The sequence below is a fragment of the Ralstonia sp. Ralssp135 genome, from assembly GCF_047304345.1.
In the GTDB taxonomy this organism is placed as follows: domain Bacteria; phylum Pseudomonadota; class Gammaproteobacteria; order Burkholderiales; family Burkholderiaceae; genus Ralstonia; species Ralstonia chuxiongensis.
The window spans coordinates 59,200-82,553 of sequence record NZ_JBGLYZ010000016.1 but is presented as its reverse complement, the minus strand read 5'-3'; the positions used below and the strand labels follow the sequence as shown (position 1 = coordinate 82,553).

Below are 23,354 nucleotides of genomic sequence, written 5' to 3'. Positions count from 1 at the left end.
TGTTGTTCAAAGCAAAAACGAGGCGCGAGGCCTCGTTTTTGACACCGCTTGACATGTTTGACGCGGTTAACCGGTGTGCCGTGGAACGCACCGGCAATACCGCCTACCGCGCACATCGACGCGTGATTTTGACACTTCAGCGCTTGGCGATGACTTGGTCAATCAGGCCATATTCCTTGGCCTGTTCGCTGCTCATGAAGTTGTCGCGATCCGTGTCGCGCGCGATCTTGTCGACTGGTTGACCGGTCGCTTCCGAAAGCACGGTGTTCAGGCGCTCACGCAAGTACAGAATCTCGCGCGCCTGGATCTCGATGTCCGAGGCCTGGCCACGTGCACCGCCCAGAGGCTGGTGAATCATGATGCGCGAGTTCGGCAAGGCTAATCGCTTGCCCTTCGCGCCGGCCGCCAGCAGGAATGCGCCCATGCTAGCCGCCATACCCATGCAAAGCGTGGACACGTCCGGCTTGATGAACTGCATCGTGTCGTACATCGCCAGACCGGACGATACCGAACCGCCAGGCGAATTGATGTACAGCGAGATGTCCTTGTCCGGATTCTCGCTTTCCAGGAACAGCAACTGTGCCACCACGAGGTTGGCAGTCTGGTCGTTGACCTCGCCCACCATGAAGATCACTCGCTCCTTGAGCAGGCGCGAGTAGATGTCGTAGGCGCGCTCGCCGCGGCCAGACTGTTCGACCACCATCGGCACCAGACCAAGCCCCTGCGTTTCGAGCGCGGAAGCCTGAGTGCGGGCAAGTTGGTCGATCAGTTCATTGCGGATCATGCGGTTCTCCGGTGCTTATTTCGGAAACTCTATCGATCGAATCAGCCTTGCGCCGGCGTGGCGGTCAGCTCTTCGAACGACACGGCCTTGTCAGTAACCTTGGCCTTGTCGCACACAAAATTTACCACGTTGTTTTCGAGCACGTAGGCCTCCATCTCGGCCAGGCGCTGTTGGTCGCCGTAGTACCAGCGGATGACTTCCTTCGGATCTTCGTAGCTCTTGGCGAACTCTTCGATCTCGGCCTTGATCTGCTCCGGCTTGGCTTCCAGGCCGTTGGCCTTTACGACTTCGGCGAGCACCAGGCCCAGCTTCACGCGACGCTCAGCTTGCTGCGTGAACATCTCGGCCGGGATCGGCATGTTCTTGGCGTTCGGCATGCCGCGCGACTCGAGGTCACGACGAGCCATTTCGACCAGACGCTCTTGGTCTTGCTCGACCAGCGACTTCGGCACGTCCAGCTCTGCCACCTTCAGCAGCGCTTCCATGACTTGGTCCTTGAGCAGCGCGTGCGTGCGGCGCTTGACTTCACGCTCGAGGTTTTCGCGGATGTCGGCGCGCATCTTGTCGAGGTTGCCGTCGGCGATGCCCAGCGATTGCGCGAAGGCTTCGTTGACTTCCGGCAGGTGTGCCCACTCGACTTGCTTGAGCGTGACGGTGAACTCAGCCGTCTTACCGGCGACGTCCTTGCCGTGGTAGTCCTCGGGGAATGCCAGCGGGAATTTCTTCGACTCGCCTTGCTTCAGGCCCAGCGTGGCTTGTTCGAACTCGGGCAGCATGCGGCCTTCGCCCAGCACGAAGCTGAACCCTTCAGCCTTGCCGCCGGCAAATTCCACGCCATCGATCGTGCCCACGAAATCGACCGTCACGCGGTCGCCATCCTGTGCAACGGCTGCACCGCCGTCGCCGTGCTCGCCGGCTTCGCCGCGCGGGTGGTAGTGCACGCGTTGCTTGCGCAGGATGTCGAGGGTCTTGTCGATCTCGGCATCGGTGATCTCGGTCTTGGTGCGGGTCAGTTCTGCGCCGGCCAGATCGCCGAGCTTAACTTCCGGATACACCTCGAAGGTGGCGTCGAACGCGACTTGATCATCGGCCACGCCTTCGGTCTTCAGCTCGAAGCGCGGTTGGCCGGCAACCTTCACGCCTTGCTCATTCGTGATGTCGAAGAACTGACGGGCAGCCTTGTCGTAGCGAACTTCGAATTCGACTTGCTGGCCGTATTGCTTCTCGACCATCTTCATGGGGACCTTGCCCGGGCGGAAGCCGGACATCTTGACGGTCTTGGACAGACGCGCCAGACGGCTTTGCTTCTCTTGCTCCACTTCGGCCTTCGGGACAGCCAGGGTCACTTTGCGATCAAGCTTGCCGAGGTTTTCGATAGTCGACATGGTCGTAATTCCAGATTCAGAAAATGGTTGCGTCGAACGGCGCAGCGCCAGCAGCAGCCGTGGTTCAAAGTTCTTGGTCTTGCCGGGCTTGCAGGAATGCGGCGCGAGGGCCGCTCGACTGCACAATGCACGGCACAACGGGCGCGTTCAGGCTGGCAAACGCAAAACGCATATTATGGCATGGAACGTTCGGCGGCCCTGCTTTTTTGGGTCAGAACGCTTGGAAAACCCTTCAAACGGCGCGTTAATCCAGCGGCCTCGCGATTTCGGTTTCCGCGGGTGAGGCGCACTGCTCCTGCGCGCGTCGATGCTGCAATGCACGCAGGATAAAGCGGCCGGGATCCAGCGCTGCGGCCAGATCGGATTCCAGCGGCAGCGGACCACCGTCGATCTGGGCCGCCAGCATCTCCGCGCCCAGTACCGACCACGTGAGGCCCCGCGAGCCATACGCAAGTGCGGCATACAGCCCGGCGAGGCGAGGCAATTGCGCATGCGGGCCGCGCAAACGGAAGTCGGGCGCCATGGCCGCAGCCTCATCCACCAGCGGGCCGATCAACGGCAATCGATTGGCGGAGACGCACCGCACACCAACATAACCACACAGTTGTGCAGGATCCAACTGCGCCAGCGCGCCCGATTGCTTTGGCTGCAACCTGGCCAGTCGCCCGAGATTGGCTGCGTGATCGGCGACACGCTCGGCCAGATCAGATTCGCCCGGCTGGAACGACGAGCCTGTACGCACCGTCTCCGCACCCGATTCGGCGGGCAGCAAGTAGCCATCGCCGCAGACAACCGCCTTCGGCCACGCGGCAGCCGGCTCCAAACTGCTCATGGGCACATCGGTGAGTTGACCCCGCACTGGCTTGAGCGACGCAGATGTGAGCGGAGCCAGGCGTGCGGCACCAAGACTGTTGGCGAAGACGACGACCGGCGCGCTCGCAATCACCTCGCCTTGGGAATCCAGCGCATTCCATTGATCACCGACTTGGCGCAGCGATTCAACGTGCGTATTCCAACGCGCATCAACTGCGGTGCCAGCGGCGGCGAGATTGGCGCGACAAACGTCAGGCGGCGCGACCCAGCCGGCTTGCGCAAACCACCAGCCGCCCTGTGGCACGCTGGCACCGACGCGCCGGGCGGCTTCGTCCACGTCGAGCCAATCGATGTAATCGGTCGGATAGCCGAGCGCTTGCACAATGCGCTGCTGCTCGACGGCGTCGTCGGCGTGTTCGGCGAGTTGGAGCACACCGGTGGATTGGAAACCTGTGGTGAAGCCGGCACGATCGAGTGCGTCCCAATGGCGGCGTGCGAGCAGGTTGCCGGCGCGCGATAGGCGCGAGAGCACGCTGTCGTCGATGGACACATGCGGGTGCATGGCCGCTGCGCGATGCGCCGACGTGCCCAGCGCGGGGCCGTCGTTTGCGTCGATGAGCGTGATGCGCCAGCCGCGCGATGCGAGCCGCTCCGCAACGGAGCAGCCCGCGAGCCCGGCGCCAAGCACGATGGCGTGATGTTGGCTCCAGCCGGGCGCTTCAGTTGGTCCGCGCCTGGTGCGCCAATGGGTCGGAAACTGCGCGACGGTCATGTCGCGCTTGGAGCCGAAACCGGGTGCCTTGCGCGCCTCGAAACCAGCCTCCTGCAAGCCGCGTCGCACAAATCCTGCAGCGGTGTACGTGGCCAATGTCGCACCGGCGCGAGCGACCCGCGCGAGCTGCTTGAACACGCGCGGCTGCCACAAATCAGGGTTCTTTGCAGGAGAAAACCCGTCGAGATAAAACGCGTCGGCGGCGCACGACAGTTGGGGCAGCGTCTCCATCGCATCCCCAAACAGCAGCGTGAGCGTCACGCGGCCGCCATCGAACTCCAGGCGATGCGCTCCGGGTACTGGCACGGGCCATGATTGACGGAGCGTCTCGGCCAGCGGGGCCAGCGCGCCGCTTTCCGGATGCACAGTCGACAAGCCAGCGCGATCGAACGGATGCTTCTCGATCGAGACGAAATCGAGCCGCGCACAACGCTGCGGATCGTCGCGCCATGCAGCCCACGTGGCCAGGAAATTCAGGCCCTGGCCGAAGCCGGTCTCGACGATGGTGAAGGTGCGTTTGCCCTGCCATGCGGCCGGCAAGCGGTTGCCGCCCAGGAACACGTGATGCGCCTGCGCCAGACCGCCCCCAGAGCTGTGATAGACGTCGTCGTATTGCGCGGAGAACGGCGTGCCGTCCGACGTGAGCTGAGGCGTGGCGAGAACGAGGCCGCGTGGCATGAAACACCCTGGGAGGAAGCGGCGAATTGTAACGCCGCCCTTCCCTTGCGCCTTGATCTGAAGCAGTCTGCCTGCCGTCTTTAGGCCGGAGGCCGGGTCGTCCAGACTCACCATCTGCACGGTCATCAGATGCTTGGTTATCGCGGCCGGATATGCGTGCGGTTCGGCCCCTCAGCCGGTCTCTACGGCGCTGCCCGCCCATGCATGAGGGTGTCGGACAGCACCTCTGCCGGGGCCGGTAAATGCCAACCCAGAAGGGCGCTAAGAATTGGCGTGGAGCAGCACGATGGCGCTAGGCCGGATCGTCCGGGGATCGGCGCTGCCATGCCATAAACGCAACCGCCAGCGCGGCCACAGACAGACCGATTGCCAGTCCAGTCAACCTCCCCGCGCGACGGGCCTCATCGGCTTGGTGGCGCGCCTCAATGGCCTGGCGCACGGTTTCCCAGAAGGCCTCGCGATGTTCGTTCTCGTCAAAAATGGACATGACACGCATCCCCGTTTCGTATGACTTGCCTTGCCATCGTAGGGAACGCGCGGCAGGTGCGCCACCGCACATTTCGTGTAGGACACGGTGCCCACAGCAACTCAGACAGCGGGCACCGGCTTGCGCACGGGGCCGTTGAGCGGCCGGGAGACATCGGCGTCACCCTGCCCCAGATCCATTGCATCTGCGCGTTCGGCGGTGGACAACTCGTCTGCGCGATGGCCCGTGCGGTTTAGCAGCACCAACGTGCACGCCAGCGACACCAGCGCATAGAGCGCCGACGACACCGCCACGCCGACGATATTGCCGCTGCTGTTGAGCATCCACTGCGCAAACACGGGCGTGCCGCCGCCCACCACGAGCGAACACAGTTGATACGCCAGCGACAACCCCGTATAGCGAATGCGCGTCGGGAACACGCGCGCCAGAATGCCGCCGATGGCACCGTAGAACATCGAATGTGGAATTGTTGCCAGGCACATGCCGAGCAGCGCAATCCAGACCACCTTGGTCTCGATGGCAAAGAACATCACCGGCATGAGCAGGAATTCGGGTAGCACCATCAGGCAGATGGCTCGACGCATGTCCATTCGCGAGACCAGCCATGCACCGATTGGCTGGGTGATGAACTGCACCACCAACGCAATCGCGATGATGCCGAGGAAGGTCTCCTGCGCGTAGCCGAGCTCCTTCGTCGCCCATGCGAGCGCGAAATTGCTCTTCAGGTACGTCACGTGAATGAGCGGCAGCGTGCCCGCACCCAGCAGCACCAGGCCCCAGTGGTCTCGCACCACGTCTTTGAGCGGCAGTTTGACGGTCTTCTTCTGCGCCAGCACGCGTTTCATGTCATCCGACTCTTCCAGCTTCAGGCGGATGACCATGCCGACAATCACCAGCAGTGCGGACAGCAGGAACGGCACGCGCCAACCCCACAGCATGAACTGCGGCGTCGGCAACGCGCTCAGTGCAAAGAACACCAGCGTCGCCAGCAGGTTGCCCGTTGGGGAACCCTGCTGTGCAAAGGCCGAGTACAGAATGCTCTTGCGCTTGGGCGCGCTCTCGCTGGCGATCAGCACCGCACCGCCCCACTCGCCGCCCACCGCCACACCCTGGATTACGCGCAGCACCACCAAGCCCACTGGCGCCCACATGCCGATCTGCGCGTAGCCCGGAAGCAGGCCGATTCCCATCGTCGCCACGCCCATCAGGATGAGCGTGATGATGAGTGTGGTCTTGCGGCCGATCTTGTCGCCAAGGTGGCCGAAGATGATCCCGCCGATGGGTCGCGCCGCAAAGCCTGCCCACAGCGTGACGAACGACAGCAACGTGGCGATGCCCGGGTCCAGCGTCTTGGAGAAGAACACCTTGCCGAAGACAAGCGAGGCAGCAAGGCCGTAGATGTAGAAGTCGTACCACTCGATGGTGGTGCCGATAAACGCAGCTACCGCAGCGCGGCGCGGTTGCAGGTTTGCGGCCGCGTCGGTCTGGGGCGCAGGCTGGTGAGGCATGTTTGTCTCCTTGGTGGTACTGCCGGTTTGGTGCAGCCTCTGCTGGGCTGTCTACCTTGTGTGGTGAATCTGCTTTATTTCATTTCAGAACGCCGGCCTGGAACAAGCGCTGACGGGTGTCTGCGTCAATGCCGAGCGACGCGAGCACGGCATCGGTATCGGCACCGAGCGCAGGTGGTGGGTTGCGATACGTCGCCGGCGTGCGCGACAGCTTGATCGGCGAGCCGGTCCCACGGTACGCACCCAGCTCGACCACCATCTGCCGGTGCAGCGTATGCGGATGGCGCGCCACCACATCGACACTCAACACGGGCCCGCACGGCACGCCGCCATGGATCAGATCTTGCGCAAGCGTCTCGCAGTCGAAGCGCGCCAGTTGTGCTTCCAGCGCGTGCTTCAGCTCCGCGCGATGCGCGCAGCGGCTGCGGTTGTCGGCAAAGCGCGGCTCTTGTGCCAATTCCGCCGCGCCGATATGCGCGCACAGCTTGGCGAACTGGCGATCGTTGCCCACCGCCAGAAAAATCGGCGCGGTGCCGGTCTGGTAGCTGTCGTACGGCGCGATGTTCGGGTGCGCATTTCCGCTGCGCTGCGGCACCTCGCCCGAGCCAAAGTAGTTAGGCAGATGCGGATGCAGCAGCGACACGCCGCAGTCATACAGCGCAATATCGATCGATTGCCCGCGCCCGCTCTTCTCACGCTCGGCCAGTGCGAGCAAGATGCCGGCGAGCGCGTTGAGCCCCGTCACCATGTCGACGATCGGCAGACCGACGCGCATCGGGCCGCCATCGCGCTCGCCATTGACGCTCATCAGGCCAGCCATCGCCTGGATGGCGGCGTCGTAGCCGGGTAGGCCACCGAGCGGGCCGTCAGGGCCAAAGCCGGAAACGGCGCAGTGGATCAAGCGCGGAAAGCGCGGTTGCAGGTCGCGCTCGAAATCCATGCCCCAGCGAGCGAGCGTGCCAGGCTTGAAGTTCTCGACCAGCACATCGGCGTCTTCCAGCAATTGCCAGAGCACGGCGCGGCCCTCTTCGTTCGACAAGTCGACCGAGATACCGAGCTTGTTGCGGTTGACCCCGTTGAAGTACCAGGCGATATCGCTCTCGTCGAAGGGCGGCCCCCAGGTGCGCGTCTCGTCGCCAACGGGTGGCTCCAGCTTGATGACCTGCGCGCCGTGATCGGCAAGTGCCTGCGTGCAATACGGGCCGCCGAGCACCCGGCTCAGGTCGATGACCTTCAGGCCGTGCAATGCGCCGTGGATTGCGCTCATTGAGCGTCTCCGGTCGGCAAGGCCTGCATGGCCAGCGCATACGACACCTCGCGCTGCTTGACGAGTGCATCGAGCAGCAATGCTTCATCGTTCTCGGGCAAGGCCAGCGGATCGACCGGCAGCAGCTTGTGGCGCAGCACCAGATGCGCAAGCGCCAGCCGGCGATGGTCGGGCGCCAGACGCACGCCTTCCACCGCCATGAAGATGGCCGTGGTGATGTGATACAGCGCGGAGCCGGCTTGACGCACCAGTTCGTCGCTGCTGTCTTCAGCCACCTTGGCGATTACGCGGCATACGCGGTCGAGCGTGGCGCGCAGCAATGCGTCGCTCTGCGGCGGCAGCGTGACACCATCGAGCATGCCGACGAGATAGGCGCGCAGCGGCTCCAACGCGCCTTCGCGCTTCACAGCACGTGCAATGTCCAGCGCGACGATGTTGCTCGTACCTTCCCAGATGGAGCCCAGATGGGCATCACGCACGAGGCGCGCATCGCTCCACTCTTCGATGTAGCCAGTGCCGCCGCGCACCTCCATCGCGTCTCCAGTCACGCGGCGCGCATCGCGGCAAGCGCGGAACTTGATGAGCGGCGTCAGGATGCGCACGCATTTGGCAGCTTGCGCGTCGCCTGCATCGGCCAGTGGCAGCAGTTGCGCGATCTGCATGAACATGGACCGCGCCTGCTCCGTCGGCAGCAGCATCTTCAAAAGCTGGCGCTGCATCAATGGCATGTCGATCAGCTTGCGGCCAAAGGCTTGGCGGTTGCGCGCAATGTGCAACGCTTCGGTAGTGGCGCGACGCATCAGGCCGGCAGCGCGCACGCCGTTCGAGAGGCGCGACATATTGATCATGTCGGCCATCTGGTGGAAGCCTCGGCCGATCTCGCCGATCAGGTGTGCGGTGGCGCCCTCAAGCACGATCTCGCCGCTGGCCATCGAACGCGTGCCCAGCTTGTCTTTCAGGCGGACGATGCGGTAGTGGTTGCGCGAGCCGTCGGGCAGCGTCTTGGGCAACAGGAACAGCGCCAGACCGTTGATGCCGGATGGCGCACCGTCCGGCCGGGCGAGCACCATGGCGAGATCGGCATCCGCGTTCGAGCAAAACCATTTGTCGCCGTACAGCCGCCACGTTTGCGTACCATCGGGCGCGGTTTCCACGGCGGCACGCGTGGCGATGCGTGCGACGTCCGACCCGGCCGCCTGTTCGGTCATGAACATCGCGCCCTGGTACAGCACATCAAAGTCGCGCGAAGCGAGCATCGGCAGATAACGCCCCACCAACGCCGTATCACCGAACTTGCGCAGCGTGCGCGTGAGTGAATCCGTCATGCTGACCGGGCAGCACAGCCCGAACTCCGCCTGCACGAAAAGATAGGTGAGCGCGTATTTGACCAGCGGAGGCGGTGCGTCGCCGACATGGCTCATCGATGCGAGACCAAGCTCGGCATAGGCGACGCGTTCGAGCGCAATGTAATCGGGGTGCTTGTCGATGCTCTGTAAAGGCTCGCCGCGGCGGGTCCGGTGGCGAAGCTGCGGCGGGTTGTGATCCGCGCTGATGGCCCAGGCGTCGAGTTCGTCCGAGGCGCGTTGGCCGAGCGACTTGAGCTGGGGCTCCAGCTCGCGGTATCGGGCGTCGCCCAGATGCAGACGCAAGAGGCGTCCGAGGTCCGGATCGACGTGGAAGAAATTGATGCCCCGGCTGTCGGGGATATTTTGATGGCCGCTGGGATGGGTCGTAAGCGGCTCGCGGGCGATATCGTTCATGCGGGTGGCCTCGCTGTCTCCTGTTTTGTCCGGCCAGCATAGGAACGCCATCGATAATCGTCCAATACAGGTTTTGTCCGGTACGATAGATATCTCTTATCGTTCAACTAGGTGGCCATGGACCTGAAACAGCTGCGCTACTTCGTTGCCGTGGCGGAAGAGCTGCACTTCGGGCGTGCAGCGCAACGGCTGTTCATCTCGCAGCCCGCGCTGAGTTTCGACATCCGCAAGTTCGAGGATCAACTTGGCGTGCAATTGCTCGCGCGCACCAACAAGAGCGTGGCGCTTACCAACGCCGGCCAAGTGCTATTGGACGAGGCCCGCAAGCTGTTGCAGCAAGCGGCGGAAGTCGAGCGCATCACGCAGCGCTCCGCCCATGGGCTGGCGGGCCGGCTTCGCGTGGGCTTTGTCAATTCGATGCTGTATCGCGGCCTGCCCCGCGCGGTGGAGCGCTTCGAGGCCGATCACCCCGCCGTGGAAATCATCCTGCGCGAGATGAACACCGGCGAGCAGGTGCGGGCGATCCAGCGCCAGCAGATCGACCTGGGCTGCGCCTACTGGGGCACGTTTCCCGCCGAGGTCGTTTCCACGCCAATCTTCTCGGAGCCCTTCGTGGCCTGCCTGCCCGCTGGTCACGCGCTGGCGCGTCGCAAGAGCCTGGGGCTGGACGCGCTCGCGCAAGAGCCGTTCATCCTCTTCCCACGCACGGTGTCGCCGCACTATCACGACCTGATCATCGCGCTGTGCGTAGATGCTGGCTTCAGCCCCGTGATTCGTCACGAGGCACGGCTGTGGCAAACGGTGGTGACGATGGTGGGGTTCGGCATGGGCGTGGCGCTCGTACCCAAGACGCTGCAGCACGCTGGCGAGGCGCGCGTCAGCTTTGTTCCGCTGGCCGGCGGCAAAAAAGAATCGCCCGTGCTGTCATTGCGACGCACGGGCGATGCAGAGCCGGTAGCAAGCCGCTTTCTTGAGTACCTCGAAGCCGCTGCGCAAGAGAACGTGAAGCCTTGAGGGCTTAACTCACAGCGTCTTGCTGAGGAAGATCCGGCTCGTACCGGGCGGGTCGCAAGGGACCTCTCCAAACCGTACCCAGCCGTTGCGTTCGTAAAACTGCGGTGCCTGAAAGCTGATCGTATAGACCACTGCCGAGCGGCAACCGCGGCGGCGGCCCTCCTCTTCAAACCTGCGCAAAACCTCGGTGCCAATGCCCATGCCGCGCAACGTCTCGGGCAGATGGAACAGATCGAGAAACAGCAACCCCAGCGATGTCCGCCCGCTCGCGCCTCCCACCACGTCGCCGCTCTGCGGATCGCGGACCAGCACCGCAAGCGGCTGCCGGTCGCCATAGCCGACGTGTTGATCGTTGAAGTGGTTCAGCCCGTTGCCAATGACCTGGATCGATTCGTCATCCGCCGCGTCGGTGACGATGATTTCTGGAATGTGCATACCAGCCCTACTGTGTTCGGGCCGGCAGGCTGACGGGGCTCGACTGCACTGGCGCACGCATATGCGGCATCATGTTCGCGTTCAGGTGGTACATCACCCAGAGCGAACCGCTGAGCGTAATGACCACCAGCACCAGCGTGAACATCAGCGACAGCATGTTCCAGCCGCCCTCGGACTTGGCGTTCATGTGCAGGAAGTAAATCATGTGCACCACGATCTGCACCGCACCGATGAGCAGAATCGCCACCGCCGTGGTCGATGAACTGTCGAAGACGTTCCCCATCACCAGCCAGAACGGAATTGCCGTCAGGAAGACAGACAATACAAAACCCGTCAGGTAGCCGCCCAGCGTGGCGTGCGGTCCGATCTCTTCTTCGTGGTGATGACCATCGTGGGTATCACCGTGTCCGTTCACCGTTTGATCTTGAGCGCTCATGGCAGCGTTCCCATCAGGTAGACGAAGGTAAAGACACCGATCCAGACAACGTCCAGAAAGTGCCAGAACATCGACAGGCACATCAGCCGGCGCTTGTTGGCTGTGATCAGCCCGTGCTTTGACACTTGAAGCATCAGCACGATCAACCAGATGAGGCCAAACGTGACGTGTAGCCCGTGCGTGCCAACCAGCGAGAAGAACGAGGTCAGGAACGCGCTACGCGTGGGCCCCGCGCCCTCGTGTATCAGGTGCGCAAATTCGTAAAGTTCCACAGCAAGAAACGCAGCGCCGAAGACCCACGTGATGGCCAGCCAGATCTGCATGGCCGAGACCTTGTTCTGCTGCATCTGCAGCATCGCAAAGCCGTAGGTGATGGACGACAGCAACAGGAACGATGTATTGAGCGCCACCAGCGGAAGCTCGAACAGCTCTGCCCCGGTGGGCCCGCCTGCATACTCGCGGCCGAGCACGCCATACGCGGCGAACAGGCACGCAAATATCAAGCAGTCGCTCATCAGGTACAGCCAGAACCCGAGCAGCGTGCCATTTGGCACATGCGGTTCTTCGGTGACGTGGAACTGGTAGCCGCCTGGCGGTACGTCATCCACCGTGGTGGTACCCGTGGGGCCGGTCACATGCAGAGGTGCGGTCGTGTCAGCCATGGCCTGCCATCAGTTGGGTGCGCGATGCTTCGGTCCGGATCACCTCTTCCGTCGGGATGTAGTAATCGCGCTTGTAGTTGAAGGTGTGAATGATTGCCGAGACGATCGTGGCCCCGAATGACAGGATGGCCAGCCACCAGATATGCCAGATCAGCGCAAAGCCGCACACCGTTGACAGCCCCGCGAGCACGATCCCTGCGGCGGTGCCCTTGGGCATGTGAATGGGCTTGAAGCCCTCCTGCGGACGCCGGTAGCCGTACTGCTTCATTTGCCACCAGGCATCGGCGTCATGGACGAGCGGCGTGAATGCGAAGTTGTACTGCGGCGGCGGCGACGACGTTGACCATTCCAGCGTGCGGCCATTCCACGGGTCGCCTGTCGTATCGCGCAGTTCCTCGCGGCGCCGGAAGCTGACCACGAGCTGGATCAGGAAGCAGGCGATCCCGATAGCGATCAGCAACGCGCCAAACGCGGCGATCTGGAACCAGATTTGCAAGGAGGGATCATCGAAATGGTTCATGCGGCGCGTTACGCCAAGCATGCCCAGCCAGTACAGCGGCATGAAGGCGAAGTAGAAGCCGACAAACCAGAACCAGAACGAAGCCTTGCCCCACGACGATACGAGGCGGTACCCAAACGCTTTGGGGAACCAATAGGTGATGCCCGCCATAAGGCCGAACAGCACACCGCCAATGATGACGTTATGAAAATGCGCAATAAGGAACAGGCTGTTGTGCAGCGAAAAGTCTGCCGGCGGCACCGCCAGCAACACGCCCGTCATGCCGCCCACCACGAACGTGACCATGAACCCGATAGTCCACAGCATCGGCGGCTCGAAGCGGATCTTGCCGTGATACATCGTGAACAGCCAGTTGAAGATTTTGGCCCCGGTTGGGATCGAGATGATCATCGTCGTGATCCCAAAGAAGGAGTTGACGCTGGCGCCAGACCCCATGGTGAAGAAGTGATGGAGCCACACTAGGTAAGACAGCACGGTAATCACGACCGTCGCGTACACCATCGACGCGTAGCCGAACAGGCGCTTGCGGCAGAACGTGGCGACCACTTCCGAGAAGATGCCGAACGCGGGCAGCACCAGGATGTAGACCTCGGGATGGCCCCAGATCCAGATCAGGTTCACATACATCATCGCGCTGCCGCCCTGCTCAACCGTAAAGAAATGGGTGCCTACGTAGCGGTCCAAGGCGAGCAGCGTCACGGCGGCCGTCAGCACTGGAAACGCTGCAACGATCAGCGCGTTGGTGCACAGCGCCGTCCACGTGAAGATCGGCATGCGCATCAGCGTCATGCCGGGCGCGCGCATCTTCACGATGGTGACCAGCAAGTTGATGCCCGATAGTACGGTCCCGACGCCCGCTATCTGCAACGCCCATATGTAGTAATCGACGCCCACATCGGGGCTTGCAAGGATGCCCGAAAGCGGCGGATAGGCCAGCCAGCCAGTGCGTGCGAATTCGCCCACGAACAACGACATCATCACCAGGACGGCGCCGCCCGTGGTCATCCAGAAGCTGAAGTTGTTGAGGAACGGGAACGCCACGTCGCGCGCGCCAATCTGCAGCGGCATGACGAAGTTCATCAGCCCCGTCACCAGCGGCATGGCCACGAAGAAGATCATGATCACGCCGTGCGCGGTGAAGATCTGGTCGTAGTGATGCGGCGGCAAGTAGCCGAGGTTGTCGCCAAAGGCCACCGCCTGCTGAATCCGCATCATGACGGCATCGGCAAAACCGCGCAGCAGCATCACGATGCCCAGCACGACGTACATGATGCCGATCTTCTTGTGGTCGATGCTCGTGAACCACTCACGCCAGAGGTAGCCCCAGAGCCGGAAATACGTCAGCGCCCCGACCACCACAAGGCCGCCAAGCGCGACGACCGCAAAGGTAGCGAGCAGGATGGGTTCGTGATACGGAATGGCCTCCCACGTCAGGCGGCCAAAGATCATGTTGGCGAGTTCGGAACGCTCGGGCATGGATGTCACCTGTGCCTGTATTGACCAATTCTGGCCGATCAATGTTGGCGAAAAACGTCAAAGGGACTGAAAGAGCTGAAAAGCGCAAAGGGCCGAAACGACTCGGGGCCCTCGGCTACCGCAACAGCCTTCGACCATCGTTGATGGCCGCATCCGGCGCAAACATCGGCATGGCATCGGCCGTGTTGCTGGCGGTACAGATTTCCGCCGACGGGTCGAAGCGCCTTACGTTGCGGTTGCTCGCCATGGTGTCTGCCAGGCATGCCTGGCCATCCACACAGCGGTTCAGGATGCGGTCATACAGGTCTGGCGCCACGCTGGCGTAGCGCTGCACGGGTTCGCTCTCGCTAGGCTTGGCAAGCTTCAGATAGGTGTCCTTCGACAGCGACGTGCCCGACGACTTGACCTGCTGGACCCACCGGTCGAACTCTTCGTTCGACAGCCCATGGAACTTGAACCGCATGTGCGAGAAGCCCGCACCGCTGTAGTTGGAAGAGAACCCGTCATAAACGCCGGGCCGGTTGATCACCGCATGAAGCTTTGTTTCCATGCCCGGCATCGCATAGACCATGCCTGCCAGCGACGGCACGAAGAACGCGTTCATGACCGTGGTGGCCGTGATGTGGAACGAAATTGGGCGGTCAACAGGAGCGGCCAACTCGTTGACAGTGGCAATGCCTTGCTCGGGATAGACGAACAGCCACTTCCAGTCCATTGCCACCACTTCCACGGTGAGCGGCTTGGTCTCGGCAGGCACCGGACGGTTCCGATCCAGCCGCGTCAGCGGCCGATATGGATCTAGCTGATGGGTGCTGACCCAGGTGATGGCGCCCAGCGTGATGATGATGAGCAGCGGCGCAGCCCAGATGGCCAGCTCCAGCACAGTGGAATGGTCCCAATCGGGGTTGTAGTTCGCGTTTTCGGCGCTCTCCCGATATCGCCACGCAAACAGCAGCGTGAGAAAGATCACGGGCACGATGATCAGCAACATCAGGCATGTTGCAATGATGATCAAATCCCGCTGTCGCACCGCCATGTCGCCAGCCGGCGACAACAGCACGGCGTTGCTACAACCAGCAAGGGTCACCAACAAGGCAATTGCTGCACCTCGCCAAAGCGACCTTCCCGTAATTCCAAGGGGTGTCACTACTGCATTGAAGCGTGGCATGGGTCTCGGAAGTGGCGTTTGGTTAACGTCGCGCTGGGATGGCCCAACGATCTTTCGACTTGTCGTTGCAGTTTAGGCGCTATTCTGGTCTTGTGATGACGGACTTTTAGATCGCCGTACGACATCCCCCTCCCCCGAAATCTCGATGGAGACTCCACGATGGCAAGTCTGACCCACCAGCATCGCGCGTCGCCCACTGCACCTCCGGCACCAGGACACCATGAAGTTGCACCGGCAGAGATCGCCATAGGCGTCGTGATCGGGCGAGCGTCGGAGTACTTCGACTTTTTCGTCTATGGCATTGCCTCGGTGCTGGTTTTCCCTACGGTCTACTTTCCGTTTGCGAGTGAACTGGCTGGACTGTTGTTCAGCTTCACGGTCTTCTCGTTCGCCTTTATCGGCCGCCCCTTTGGCACGGCGCTGTTCATGCGCATCCAGCGCCGATGGGGGCGCAGCACCAAGCTGACAGCGTCGTTGTTCCTGCTTGGCACGGCCACTGTCGGCATTGCGTTCTTGCCGTCGTACGCATCGATCGGCCACTCGGCGATCTATTTGCTGGCGCTGTTCCGCTTCATGCAGGGCATCGCGTTTGGCGGTTCGTGGGACGGTCTGCCATCGCTGCTGGCATTGAATGCGCCAGAAAACAAGCGCGGCTGGTACGCCATGGTCGGGCAACTGGGCGCGCCCACCGGCTTCATCATTGCTGGCGCGCTGTTCCTGTTCCTCTACACCAGCTTGAGTTTTCAGGAATTTATCGATTGGGGCTGGCGTTATCCGTTCTACGTCGCTTTTGCCATCAACGTGGTGGCGCTGTTTGCGCGGCTGCGGCTGGTGGTCACGCACGAATACACGCAACTGCTGGAGGAAGAAGAGCTCGAGCCCATTAGCACCCTGCAGATGGTGAACGCGCAGGGTTTCAACATCTTCCTGGGCGCCTTTGCCGCACTGGCAAGCTACGCGCTATTCCATCTGGTCACCGTGTTTCCGCTGTCATGGGTGTCGCTACGCAAGACACAGACGGTGCCTGCCGTGCTGACCGTCCAGATCATCGGTGCTGCGATTGCGTTTGTGGGTACGCTGGTCTCCGGCCTGATCGCAGACCGTTTCGGCCGACGCACCACCTTGGCAGCCATGGCCGTGCTGATCGGCATCTTCAGTCTGGCCGCGCCGTGGCTGCTCGATGGCGGTGTTGCTGGGCAGGACATCTTCATTCTGGTCGGCTTTGGCCTGCTGGGGCTGTCGTACGGACAGGCAGCCGGCGTGGTGACGTCCAACTTCGAAAGCCGATTCCGCTACACCGGGGCTGCGCTGACGACCGATTTTGGATGGCTGTTCGGTGCGGCATTCGCGCCGCTCGTGGCCCTAGGTTTGTCGTCGCTGTTCGGGCTCGGAGCGGTGAGCCTGTACCTGCTCTCAGGCGTGGTGGGGACGCTGGTGGCGCTGCGGATCAATAAGGCGCTCGGAACGCCGGATGCGTAGTGCCGTTGTCTGGACAAATCTCAGAATGAGGTGAGCGGCGCGAGGGGGCTCGAATCCCCCATGGTTTGGCTTGCCCATGCGCCAAGAACTGAAACACTGGCAAAGTGCTGGCAAGTCAGACTTGCAGCCGAGGAACCCGCATGACCGTGACGCGTATGGACAACGTCGGTATTGTCGTTGCCGACATCGATGCCGCCATAGAATTCTTCGCCGAACTCGGCCTCGAACTTGAGGGGCGCGCCCCGATCGAGGGAGACTGGGCAGATGGCGTCACGGGATTGCCCGGCATGCGCGTTGAGATCGCCATGATGCGCACCCCGGACGGTCATAGCCGCGTGGAGATTTCCCGCTTTCTGAACCCGCCCGTGGTCGCCGATCATCGCGTCGCGCCTGTCAACGCACTCGGTTATCTGCGGATCATGTTCACCGTCGACGACATCGACGATACGCTCGCCCGGCTCGAGAAACGCGGCGCCACCATTGTCGGGGACGTCGTCCAATATGGCGACGTCTATCGGTTGTGCTACATCAGGGGCCCAGAGGGAATACTTCTCGGGCTCGCCGAGCAACTGGGCACGTAACGCTCTGGCCGCCGGGCACGCCAGCTGCTACCACTCCGCAGTGCGCAAGGGCGCATTTTCAAAGGAGCGGATCATGAACAAGGATCAAGTGAAAGGTACTGTCGAGAAAATGAAGGGCAAGGTAAACGAGGCCGTGGGTAAAGCGACGAACAATCCTGCGCGGGAATTGAAGGGCGACCTTCAGCAGGCCGGTGGTCAAGCGCGCAAGGATGCGGGCGACGTCAAGGAAGCGGCGAAGGACATTGCAAAGAAGTCCCGTTAACCCGGCATGCATCGGCACAGCATCCTGGCGCTGATGCGCATTGCGAAAAGAAAGGGCGACCGGTTGGTCGCCCTTTTTTTTCCGCTCGCAGCGGAGCAGATATTCGGACGTCGCACGCGCAACTGCCCACGGTCTCGCATCCAAGATGCAGGCAAACCGCGCGTAAATCTGACAAGAGAACGGCTAGATTTTTATTGATCTAAAAATCTAAGTCGTTGATCTTCAAAGGGAGTTTTGGTGCGAGGGAGGGGACTCGAACCCCTACACCATTGCTGGCGTCAGGACCTAAACCTGGTGCGTCTACCAATTTCGCCACCCTCGCCGGATGGATCGCGGCGCCCCTGAGCAGGAGCGCCGGAAAGGAAGCCCGCGATTATATCGCAGTCGCTCGGGGGTTTCCATCCCCCGCGCTGCGTGGCTTGGTGGAGGGGCTCGAGTCCCCTCCCTGGCACCTGCTCCAAGAACGCAAACGTCAGGCTGCCGGCGCAGCCGCCTCCGCCTCGGGCCGCTTAACGCGGAACCACGCCGCATAGAGTGCCGGCAGGAACAGCAGCGTCAACACCGTGGCGATGATCAGCCCGCCCATGATGGCGGCGGCCATGGGGCCCCAGAACACGCTGCGCGACAGCGGAATCATTGCCAGCACCGCCGCCGCCGCGGTCAGGATGATCGGACGGAAGCGTCGCACTGCCGCCTCGACAATGGCATTCCACGTTGGCACGCCGGCCGCCACGTCCTGCTCGATCTGGTCCACCAGAATGACCGAGTTACGGATGATCATCCCCATCAACGCGGTAATGCCGAGCTGCGCGACAAAGCCCATCGGCGCCCGCAGCAGCAGCAACGTGGCTGCCGCACCAATCAACCCCAGCGGACCGGTCAGGAACACCATCACCGAGCGCGAGAAGCTGTGCAGCTGCAGCATCAGCAGCGTGAAGATGATGAAGATGCACAGCGGCATCTGCGCAGCGATGGACGCACCCGCGTTGGCACTCTCCTCTTCCGCGCCAGCAATCTTGATCTGATAGTCCGGCGGCAAGTCAGCGCGAATCTTGTCGAGCAGCGGGTTGATCTGCGCCGTCACGGTCGGGCCCTGCACACCGTCCACCACGTCGGACTGCACGGTGATGCCGTAGTCGCGGTTCTCGCGCCAGATCACACCGGGTTCCCACGCAAAGCCAACTCGCGCCACTTGCGTCAGGGGCACCGTACGGCCACTGCTGGTCGGGACTTGCACACGCTGCAGGGCGTCGAGCGTATTGCGCTCGTCCTCCTGCGGACGCATCACGATGTCGAGCAGCTTATCCCCGTCGCGGTATTGGGCGATGGGCGCGCCAGACATCACCGTCTGCGTGACCTGCGAGATGGACCCAGTCGACACACCCAGCGCGCGGGCCTTGTCCTGATCGATGTCCAGGCGCAGCACCTTGACGTTCTCGTTCCAGTTGTCGTTCACGCCGACCGTGTTCGGGTTGGCGCTCATGATGGCCTTGACCTGATCGGCAATCTTGCGCACCCCGCCAATATCAGGGCCCATCACGCGGAACTGCACCGGATACGGCACCGGCGGCCCGTTCGGCAGCAGCTTCACGCGGCCACGCAGATGCGGGAATTGCGACTTCAGCAATCCGATGACGTGTTGCCGCACACCCTCACGCGCCTCCAGCGAAGTGGGCATCACGATGGCTTGCGCCACGTTGGTCTGCGGAAGAATCTGGTCCAGCGGCAGATAGAAGCGCGGCGCGCCGGAGCCGATGAACAGCGTAACGCTGCCAACGTTCTGCTCCTTGCGCATCAGCGCCTCAAAGCGTTTGGCTTCGGTTTCGGTCTGGTTGAAGCTGGAGCCTTCCGGCAACCACAGTTCCACCATCAGCTCCGGGCGGCTGGAATCGGGGAAGAACTGCTTCTCGACATACTTGAAGCCGAACACGCCGAGGCCAAACGCCACCAGCGTGATGACGATCACGGTCTTGCGGTACTCCACGCACCAGTTCACCCAGCCGCGGAAGCGGTTGTAGAACGGCGTGTCGAACAGTTCGTGATGGCCACCGCCTTCCACATGCGATTTGGTCCGCAGCAGCAGGAAGCCGAGGTACGGCACAAACACCACCGCCGCAAACCACGACAGCACCAGCGCCAATGCCGTCACGGCAAAAATGCCGAACGTGTATTCGCCCACCGTCGAGCGCGCGAGCCCCACCGGCAGGAAACCCGTGGCGGTGATGAGCGTGCCGGTCAGCATCGGCATGGCGGTCGAGGTGTACGCGAAGGTGGCCGCCTCCATCTTGGAGAAGCCTTCTTCCAGCTTGCGCACCATCATTTCCACCGCGATGATCGCGTCGTCCACCAGCAGGCCCAGCGCGATGATCAGCGCGCCCAACGAAATCTTGTGCAGCCCGATGTCGAAGATGTTCATGAACAGGAACGTCACCGCCAACACCAGCGGGATCGTCAGGCCCACCACCAGGCCCGGCCACACGTCAATGCGCAGCTTGGGCTTGGTGTGAAGACCCAGCGAGAGGAAACTCACGCCCAGCACGATCACCACGGCCTCGATCAGCACATGCACGAATTCGCCCACGGAGCTCTGCACCGATTTCGGCTGGTTCTGCACCTGCTCCATCTCAACGCCCACGGGCAGCTTCGCGCGGATCTTGTCGACCGTCGCGCGCAAGTCCTTGCCGAGCTGGATGATGTCGCCGCCCTTGGTCATCGAGATGCCCAGGCCGATCACCTCCTTGCCGTTGAAGCGCATCTTGGCGTGCGGCGGGTCCACGTAACCGTGCTTGACCGTAGCGATGTCGCCCAGACGAATGTTTGTCGTGCCGCCGGGGCCGCGCAGCGTCAGGTTCTCCAGATCGCGGATATCCGAGAACTGGCCTGAGAGGCGAATCTGCACGTTGTCGGTGGGCGTGACCAGCACGCCGCTGGGGCCGATGTTGTTCTGCTGGCTGATCTGCGTGGCGATGCTGTTGATGTCCATCCCCATCTGCGCCAGCTTGGCCTGCTGGAACTCGATGTAGATCTTTTCGTCCTGGTCGCCCAGCAATTCGACCTTGGCGACGTTGGGCACGCGCAGCAGTTGCTGGCGGATCGCGTCGGCATAGTCGTTCAGCTGCCGGTATGTAAAGCCATCGGCGGACAGCGCATAGATCGAGCCATACACGTCGCCGAAATCATCGTTGAAATACGGCCCGCGCACGCCCTGCGGCAACGAGGGCGCGATATCGCCCACCTTCTTGCGCACGGTGTACCAGAGCTGCTGCGTTTCCTTGGCGGGCGACGTGTCAGCCAGCTGGAAGGTTACGAGCGTTTCTCCGGGCTTGGAGTAGCTGCGGATCTTCCAGGCGTACGGCACTTCCTGCAGCGCCTTCTCGATCTTGTCGGTCACCTGGCGCGACATCTGCTCGGCCGTGGCGCCGGGCCAGAAGGCCTGCACGACCATCGCGCGGAAGGTGAAGGGCGGATCTTCATCCTGCCCCAGCTTGGAATACGCAAAGATGCCGCCGAGCAACAGCGCCACCAGCAGGAAGCGCGTGAGCGGTTGATGTTCAAGCGCCCAGCGTGACAGATTGAAACGGGAGTGTTCCATACGCGCGAAGGTTGGCGTGTTGGGGCGGAAGCCGGATGCGGCTTACCGGCGCGGCGTGATGGCGGACTGCGCCGACGGCTGATCGGCCGGCGCCATCGGCATCACCTTCTGGCCGGCCTTGAGCAGGTGCACGCCAGCGGTCACGATGGTCTGGCCGGGCTGAAGCCCGCTTGTCACCAGCAGCACGTTGTCGCGCGGCGCGCCCACCGTCACCGGCACGGGCTTTACCGTTTGCGATGCGGCGTCGTACAGCCACACCACGTTCTTGCCTTGATCCTGCAGCAGCGCGCTGATCGGCACGCGCACGCCCATGCCTCCGCTGTCTGCGCCACCGCCGGGCCGCACAAACGTGGCCACTGCCGTCATGCCGAGCCTCAGTTCAGGCGGCGGATTCGGTACCGAAATCTTCACGGTATACGTGCGCGTGAGCGGGTCGGCCGACGGAGCAATCTCGCGTACCTTGGCCGGAATGCTGCGCGACTGATCGGCCCACAACTTGACGCTCACCTCGGGCGATTTGCGCAGCGTATCAACCTGATCCTCAGGGATGCCAACCACGACTTCCTTCTCGGCCGTCTGCGCCACGCGCACGACCGGCTGGCCGGCGGACACCACCTGCCCGACTTCGGCGTCGACGCCCGTCACCACGCCATCGGCGTCGGCTTCAAGCGTGGCATATCCGGCTTGATTCACCTGGTTGCGATAGCCGGCCCCGGCTTGCTCGTAGCGGGCTTGTGCGGCGTCATAGTTGGCTTGATGGCGTTGCTGTTCGGCAGCGCTGATGAAGCCCTTGGCGAACAGCTCGGAATAGCGCTTGAGATCCGCCGCAGCCAGATCACGGTCAGTCTTGGCGGCGGACAACTGCGCCTGGGACGATTGCTGGGCGAGGGCCAGATCGGTCGGGTCCAGCCGCGCGAGCACCTGGCCTTTCTTGACGGTGGCGCCCACGTCCACCAGACGGACGATGATTTTGCCCGGCACGCGGAAGCCCAGGCGCGATTCAATGCGTGGGCGTACGTCGCCTGAGAACTCCGCCGTGCCGGCGCCCTGCTCGCTGGTGACGGTCATGGTGCGCACGGGGCGCACTTCGGGCGCCTTGGGGGCCTCCTTGCTGCATCCGGCCAGCAGCGCCACGCCGATCAACAAGGCGGCCGATGTCGTCATCGGCAATGAACGCCTGCGCGGCCGAGACCGCGTGTCGGAGAAACCGGTGGAGTCGGAATGCGGGTACGGCAAACGCAACGCTGGCATGACACGCTCTCAGTAAATAACTGACCGGTCAGTAATATACCCACGGCAATGCGCAGGGTCAACGACACGGCCGCGTCTGATTGACTTTTCGTGGCGAGGGTGCGGGCAAGGCTTTACGGCATGCTGCACTGCAACGCACTGTAGAATGGCCGCCCTGCTTCAAACCTCACCACGACGGCCCTTTCCGTGACCCCCGACGATTACTGCGCCGACAAAGCGGCCCCGCCCGGCAGCGACGTGTACTACAGCGTATTGTTTCTGGCCCCCGAACGCCGCCGCGCGACTATCGCCCTGGAAGCCGTGCGCCGCGAGCTGGAAGACGCCGTGCGCGATGCGAGCGATCCGGCGGTCGTGCAATCGAAGCTGCAGTGGTGGCGGCAAGAACTGGCGCGGCTGTTTGACTGCCGCCCTGAGCACCCTGCGGCCAAGGCATTGCAGCCGCATCTGGCCCACTACGATATCGGCGCCGTGCATCTGGGTGAATTACTGGCCGGCGTCGAGGCCGATGCCATGCAGAACCGCTATCTGGATTGGCCCAACCTGCGTCGCCACGGCGATCAAGTGGCTGGCGTGGCAGGTCGGCTGACGGCTCGCATTGCCGGACAAACGCATGCGCGCACGCTTGAATTCGCGCGGCTGATGGCGCTGGCCGAGCAGCTCGTCCATTTCGTCCGGAACCTGGGCGAAGACGTGCGCCACAACCGCGTCTATATCCCCGTGGACGAACTGCAGCGCTTCAACGTACCGGCCGCCGATCTGTTCAACCGCCGGTATGCGGAAGGCTTCAAGCCGTTGATGGTGTTTCAGGCCGAGCGTGCCCGCGCAACGTACAAGGAAGCACTGGCCGCGCTGCCGGCAGAGGATCGCCGCGCCCAGCGTTCGGCGCTGATTCGCGGCGTGCTGGCTATGCGCCTGCTCGACGAGGTGGAAGCCGACGGCTTTCAGGTGCTCACGCAGCGGACGGACCTGACGCCGCTGCGCAAGCTGTGGCTGGCCTGGAAGACGCAGATCCGCGCCTGACGCG

Annotated in this window: 19 protein-coding genes and 1 tRNA gene; 5 read left to right on the top strand and 15 right to left on the bottom strand. The window is 62.7% G+C overall.

Annotated features, from left to right (window positions below):
- Positions 1 to 136: 136 nt before the first annotated feature.
- The 7 genes from clpP to ACCD03_RS13190 all read right to left on the bottom strand — a co-directional run bounded on the left by clpP (position 137) and on the right by ACCD03_RS13190 (position 9,454).
- Positions 137 to 784: an ATP-dependent Clp endopeptidase proteolytic subunit ClpP gene (gene clpP, locus ACCD03_RS13220; RefSeq protein WP_024975598.1), complete on the bottom strand. Its 648-nt coding sequence runs from the start codon at positions 782 to 784 to the stop codon at positions 137 to 139.
- A 41-nt stretch (positions 785 to 825) separates the two neighbouring features.
- The gene (gene tig, locus ACCD03_RS13215; RefSeq protein ID WP_092970246.1) at positions 826 to 2,169 is read right to left on the bottom strand and encodes a trigger factor; all 1,344 of its coding nucleotides are present in this window, start codon (positions 2,167 to 2,169) and stop codon (positions 826 to 828) included.
- A 244-nt stretch (positions 2,170 to 2,413) separates the two neighbouring features.
- Complete coding sequence (gene mnmC, locus ACCD03_RS13210) at positions 2,414 to 4,432, bottom strand: bifunctional tRNA (5-methylaminomethyl-2-thiouridine)(34)-methyltransferase MnmD/FAD-dependent 5-carboxymethylaminomethyl-2-thiouridine(34) oxidoreductase MnmC (RefSeq protein WP_413411920.1); 2,019 nt, start codon at positions 4,430 to 4,432, stop codon at positions 2,414 to 2,416.
- 292 nt (positions 4,433 to 4,724) lie between these two features.
- Positions 4,725 to 4,919 carry a hypothetical protein gene (locus tag ACCD03_RS13205; RefSeq protein WP_253539582.1) on the bottom strand — a complete coding sequence of 65 codons (195 nt, stop codon included), beginning with the start codon at positions 4,917 to 4,919 and terminating at the stop codon, positions 4,725 to 4,727.
- Positions 4,920 to 5,020: 101 nt separating this feature from the next.
- Positions 5,021 to 6,427 (bottom strand): MFS transporter, encoded by a 1,407-nt coding sequence (locus ACCD03_RS13200; protein ID WP_413411918.1) that lies wholly within the window; start codon positions 6,425 to 6,427, stop codon positions 5,021 to 5,023.
- 79 nt (positions 6,428 to 6,506) lie between these two features.
- Positions 6,507 to 7,694, bottom strand: a complete 1,188-nt coding sequence (locus tag ACCD03_RS13195) for a CaiB/BaiF CoA transferase family protein (RefSeq protein ID WP_413411916.1) — start codon at positions 7,692 to 7,694, stop codon at positions 6,507 to 6,509.
- Entirely contained in the window at positions 7,691 to 9,454 is a 1,764-nt protein-coding gene (locus ACCD03_RS13190; RefSeq protein WP_413411914.1) for an acyl-CoA dehydrogenase family protein, read from the bottom strand. The genes ACCD03_RS13195 and ACCD03_RS13190 overlap by 4 nt, the downstream gene beginning before the upstream one ends.
- 117 nt (positions 9,455 to 9,571) lie before the next feature.
- On the opposite strand from ACCD03_RS13190, the gene ACCD03_RS13185 reads away from it, so the two are divergent.
- Positions 9,572 to 10,468 carry a LysR family transcriptional regulator gene (locus ACCD03_RS13185; protein ID WP_413411912.1) on the top strand — a complete coding sequence of 299 codons (897 nt, stop codon included), beginning with the start codon at positions 9,572 to 9,574 and terminating at the stop codon, positions 10,466 to 10,468.
- Between the two features lie 9 nt (positions 10,469 to 10,477).
- On the opposite strand, the gene ACCD03_RS13180 is transcribed toward ACCD03_RS13185, so the two are convergent.
- From ACCD03_RS13180 to cyoA, 5 genes are all read right to left on the bottom strand, one after another.
- Complete coding sequence (locus ACCD03_RS13180; protein ID WP_413411910.1) at positions 10,478 to 10,903, bottom strand: GNAT family N-acetyltransferase; 426 nt, start codon at positions 10,901 to 10,903, stop codon at positions 10,478 to 10,480.
- A gap of 7 nt (positions 10,904 to 10,910) precedes the next feature.
- A complete protein-coding gene (gene cyoD, locus ACCD03_RS13175; protein WP_413411908.1) occupies positions 10,911 to 11,339 on the bottom strand; it encodes a cytochrome o ubiquinol oxidase subunit IV in 429 nt (142 codons plus the stop codon).
- Positions 11,336 to 12,001 carry a cytochrome o ubiquinol oxidase subunit III gene (cyoC, locus tag ACCD03_RS13170; RefSeq protein WP_045206275.1) on the bottom strand — a complete coding sequence of 222 codons (666 nt, stop codon included), beginning with the start codon at positions 11,999 to 12,001 and terminating at the stop codon, positions 11,336 to 11,338. The genes cyoD and cyoC overlap by 4 nt, the downstream gene beginning before the upstream one ends.
- Entirely contained in the window at positions 11,994 to 13,997 is a 2,004-nt protein-coding gene (gene cyoB / locus ACCD03_RS13165) for a cytochrome o ubiquinol oxidase subunit I (protein WP_045206274.1), read from the bottom strand. The genes cyoC and cyoB overlap by 8 nt, the downstream gene beginning before the upstream one ends.
- 115 nt (positions 13,998 to 14,112) lie before the next feature.
- Positions 14,113 to 15,165: a ubiquinol oxidase subunit II gene (cyoA, locus tag ACCD03_RS13160; protein WP_413411906.1), complete on the bottom strand. Its 1,053-nt coding sequence runs from the start codon at positions 15,163 to 15,165 to the stop codon at positions 14,113 to 14,115.
- Positions 15,166 to 15,324: 159 nt separating this feature from the next.
- Here cyoA and ACCD03_RS13155 point away from each other — a divergent pair, with 159 nt between their 5' ends.
- The 3 genes from ACCD03_RS13155 (at position 15,325) to ACCD03_RS13145 (ending at position 17,487) form a co-directional block, all read left to right on the top strand.
- Positions 15,325 to 16,644 carry an MFS transporter gene (locus ACCD03_RS13155; protein ID WP_045206272.1) on the top strand — a complete coding sequence of 440 codons (1,320 nt, stop codon included), beginning with the start codon at positions 15,325 to 15,327 and terminating at the stop codon, positions 16,642 to 16,644.
- A 140-nt stretch (positions 16,645 to 16,784) separates the two neighbouring features.
- Positions 16,785 to 17,225 carry a VOC family protein gene (locus tag ACCD03_RS13150; RefSeq protein WP_413411904.1) on the top strand — a complete coding sequence of 147 codons (441 nt, stop codon included), beginning with the start codon at positions 16,785 to 16,787 and terminating at the stop codon, positions 17,223 to 17,225.
- 73 nt (positions 17,226 to 17,298) lie between these two features.
- Entirely contained in the window at positions 17,299 to 17,487 is a 189-nt protein-coding gene (locus tag ACCD03_RS13145; RefSeq protein WP_027681365.1) for a CsbD family protein, read from the top strand.
- 235 nt (positions 17,488 to 17,722) lie between these two features.
- On the opposite strand, the gene ACCD03_RS13140 is transcribed toward ACCD03_RS13145, so the two are convergent.
- The 3 genes from ACCD03_RS13140 to ACCD03_RS13130 all read right to left on the bottom strand — a co-directional run bounded on the left by ACCD03_RS13140 (position 17,723) and on the right by ACCD03_RS13130 (position 22,330).
- Positions 17,723 to 17,809: transfer RNA gene (locus ACCD03_RS13140), tRNA-Leu, on the bottom strand.
- A 150-nt stretch (positions 17,810 to 17,959) separates the two neighbouring features.
- Complete coding sequence (locus ACCD03_RS13135) at positions 17,960 to 21,079, bottom strand: efflux RND transporter permease subunit (protein WP_413411902.1); 3,120 nt, start codon at positions 21,077 to 21,079, stop codon at positions 17,960 to 17,962.
- A 42-nt stretch (positions 21,080 to 21,121) separates the two neighbouring features.
- Positions 21,122 to 22,330, bottom strand: coding sequence for an efflux RND transporter periplasmic adaptor subunit (locus ACCD03_RS13130; RefSeq protein WP_253539598.1), 1,209 nt, complete (start codon positions 22,328 to 22,330; stop codon positions 21,122 to 21,124).
- A gap of 186 nt (positions 22,331 to 22,516) precedes the next feature.
- On the opposite strand from ACCD03_RS13130, the gene hpnD reads away from it, so the two are divergent.
- Positions 22,517 to 23,350, top strand: coding sequence for a presqualene diphosphate synthase HpnD (gene hpnD / locus ACCD03_RS13125; protein ID WP_413411900.1), 834 nt, complete (start codon positions 22,517 to 22,519; stop codon positions 23,348 to 23,350).
- The last annotated feature ends 4 nt before the right edge of the window (positions 23,351 to 23,354 follow it).